At 54.3% G+C, this 3414-nt stretch carries 3 protein-coding genes; all 3 read left to right on the top strand.

The window, feature by feature from the left end:
- The coding region (gcvT, locus tag D6694_06305) for a glycine cleavage system protein T (protein RMH43976.1) at positions 1 to 248 on the top strand (248 nt) is incomplete at its 5' end.
- 49 nt (positions 249 to 297) lie between these two features.
- Entirely contained in the window at positions 298 to 690 is a 393-nt protein-coding gene (gene gcvH, locus D6694_06310) for a glycine cleavage system protein GcvH (GenBank protein ID RMH43977.1), read from the top strand.
- A gap of 105 nt (positions 691 to 795) precedes the next feature.
- A partial coding sequence (gcvP, locus tag D6694_06315; GenBank protein RMH43978.1) for a glycine dehydrogenase (aminomethyl-transferring) occupies positions 796 to 3414 on the top strand: 2619 nt, incomplete at its 3' end.

A 3414-nucleotide genomic window follows, 5' to 3' on the forward strand; every position in this document is an offset into this window, starting at 1 on the left:
AGTTGGTTGGGCTTGTGGTTGAACAGGGTCGAGCCGTGCCGCGCGAAGGATACAAAGTGATTGTGCCGGGCGTGGGTGAAGGTGTGGTGACCAGCGGAACGTTTTCACCGACCCTTCAAAAAGGCATTGCCTTAGCGCGCGTGCCTAGAGACACAACGGATACCGCCATTATCGAAATCCGCAACAAGCAGGTTGAAGCGCGCGTCACAAAACCTTGTTTTGTGCGACATGGAAAACCTGTGATATAAAAGCGACAACGTGGGCAACCGAATAGCAAGCATCTGTGGGAGATAAATCATGAGCGATATTCCAGCCGATCTGAAATACAGCAAAGACCACGAGTGGGTGAGAGACGAAGGTGACGGTATTGTCACTGTTGGCATCACCGATCACGCGCAGGAACTTCTGGGTGATATGGTGTACGTTGAATTGCCGGAAGTTGGTGCTGAAATCAGTGCTGGCGATGAAGCAGGCGTGGCAGAATCGGTCAAGGCCGCATCCGATGTCTATAGCCCCGTGTCAGGCGAAATCGTTGAGGTCAACGAAGCCCTCGAAGATGCGCCAGAGACTGTCAACAACGACCCTTACAATGACGGCTGGATGTTTAAGGTTAAACTGTCAGATCCGTCAGAATTAGACGATCTGCTCAGCGCGGAAGAATACGCGGAACTGATCGCCAACGAAGGGTAATGCGCTGGCGCGGCAGCCGCAGCATTGTCTCGCAAAGCCCTTGCCATCAAGGGCTTTTTCCGTTCAGGACGAAATCACTCGGACAAACCAAATGGTGGGCAATTTATGAACAATGCTTCTCAATTTGCAACAATTGAGCAACTGGCCATGAATGACGATTTCTTGCATCGTCACATCGGGCCAGACGAGCGTGAAACACGGGAAATGCTCGAGACTTTGGGGGTCAGCAGCCTAGATGAACTGACCGAGCAAATTGTGCCGGAGAATATTCGTCTACCAGAACCCATCGCTCTCGACGCACCTGTTTCGGAGGCCCAAGCACTTGCCGAAATCAAAGCCATTGCCCGCCGAAACAAAATCTATAAATCCTACATTGGGATGGGATACCACCCAACCCATGTGCCGGAAGTCATTCGACGCAACGTTTTGGAAAACCCGGGCTGGTACACTGCCTATACCCCTTATCAACCCGAAATTGCACAAGGCCGACTGGAAGCCATTCTCAATTTCCAACAGATGACCATTGATCTCACTGGCCTACCACTGGCCGGAGCCAGCCTGCTTGATGAAGCCACCGCGGCGGCAGAAGCGATGGCCATGGCCAAACGGGTTGCCAAAAGCAAAAGCCATGTCTTCTTTGTTGATCACAATGTCTTCCCACAAACCCTGAGCGTCCTGCAGACGCGTGCCGAAGGCTTGGGTATTGAAATCATGGTAGGACCCGCCGCAGAAGCGGTTGATCACGATGTTTTCGGTGTGCTGCTGCAATACCCTGACAGTCTCGGCGAGGTGCACGACTACACCGACCTCTGCCAAGCTGTGCACGACAAGAAAGGCGTTGTGGCCGTCGCTACCGACCTGATGGCGCTGATGCTGCTGAAAGCGCCTGGCCACTGGGGTGCTGACATTGTGTTTGGCAGCGCACAACGCTTTGGTGTGCCGATGGCCTACGGGGGGCCACATGCAGCATTTTTTGCCACCAAAGACAATTTCAAACGCGCCATGCCCGGACGTATCATTGGTGTGTCCAAAGATGCCCAAGGCCGTCCGGCACTGCGTATGGCCATGCAAACTCGCGAGCAGCATATTCGACGCGAGAAGGCCACCAGCAACATTTGTACGTCGCAAGTATTGCTTGCCAATATGGCGGCGTTTTATGCCATTTACCACGGGCCGGAGCGTTTGCGAGCCATTGCGTTACGCATTCATCGCCTCACCCAGCTTCTCGCCGAAGCATTGCGCAATAGGAACATTAAAGTTGTCAATCAGAGCTTCTTTGACACCTTGACGTTCACTGTCGCTCCAGAGACTCGAGATGCCATTCTTCAACGAGCCCTTGAACACAAAATCAACCTGCGCATTGATCCTGCCGGCACACTGGGACTGAGTCTGAATGAAACCACCACGCTTGACGACATTGCACAGCTTTATTCAGTGATAACCGGCGATAGCCAAGCCATTGACTGGAAAGGCAACGACGAGCAACTTGCCCGGGATGGCACACTTGGCTTTTCTGACAAGATGCTGCGAACGGATCCGGTGCTGACCCACCCTGTGTTCAACAGCTATCATTCAGAAACCGAAATGATGCGCTACTTGCGCACTCTGGAAGGGCGTGATCTCGCACTCAACCAAAGCATGATCCCGCTCGGTTCCTGCACCATGAAGCTCAACGCTGCAGCCGAAATGGCGCCAATTACTTGGCCGGAATTCAGTGAACTGCATCCTTTTGTCCCGCGTGATCAAGCGGCCGGTTACGAACAACTGATCGATGACCTAGAAAAATGGCTGAAGGCCATCACCGGCTATGACGTGATTTGTATGCAACCGAACTCCGGGGCACAAGGCGAGTACGCGGGCTTGATGACCATTCGTCGCTATCTCGATGCCAAGGGTGAAAGTCACCGCAACGTCTGCTTGATCCCCGCGTCAGCGCATGGCACCAACCCAGCTAGCGCGGCCTTGGCCGGCATGCGCGTGGTGGTGGTCGGCTGCGACAAGGACGGTAACATCGATCTGGAGGATCTGAAACAAAAACTTGCTGAAGTCGCCGATCAATTGGCATGCATCATGGTGACCTATCCTTCCACACATGGCGTGTATGAGGAAACCATTCGAGAAGTGTGTGACTTGGTTCACGCGCACGGCGGCCAAGTTTACATGGACGGTGCCAACATGAACGCCCAAGTGGGCGTCACAGCGCCGGCTTTCATTGGTTCTGATGTCAGTCACCTTAACTTACACAAAACATTCGCCATTCCGCATGGCGGCGGCGGCCCCGGGATGGGGCCCATTGGGGTGCGTGAACACTTAGCCCCCTATTTGCCAAACCACGCCGTGGTGCCGCTTCGCGGCCGCAAGATCACAGATGGGGCTGTCTCCGCCGCCCCCTTTGGAAGCGCCGGGATTCTTCCCATCTCCTGGATGTACCTGCGCATGACCGGTGCGCGGGGGCAAAGGCTAGCCACACAATATGCGTTGCTCAACGCCAATTACCTCGCCACACGTCTGGCTGAACACTATGACATCCTTTACGTCGGCCGCAATGGACGCGTTGCACACGAATGCATCATTGACTTGCGCCCCATTAAAGCAGCCACCGGCATCACGGAAGTGGACATTGCCAAGCGCCTCATGGACTATGGCTTCCACGCGCCAACGATGAGTTTCCCGGTGCCAGGAACATTTATGATTGAACCGACCGAAAGCGAATCCAAAGCCGAA

The organism is Gammaproteobacteria bacterium (assembly GCA_003696665.1).
Classification (GTDB): Bacteria; Pseudomonadota; Gammaproteobacteria; order Enterobacterales.

Coding starts and splice junctions, on each gene's coding strand:
- gcvH (RMH43977.1), top strand. CDS start 298: ATGAGCGATATTCCAGCCGATCTGAAATACAGCAAAGACCACGAGTGG.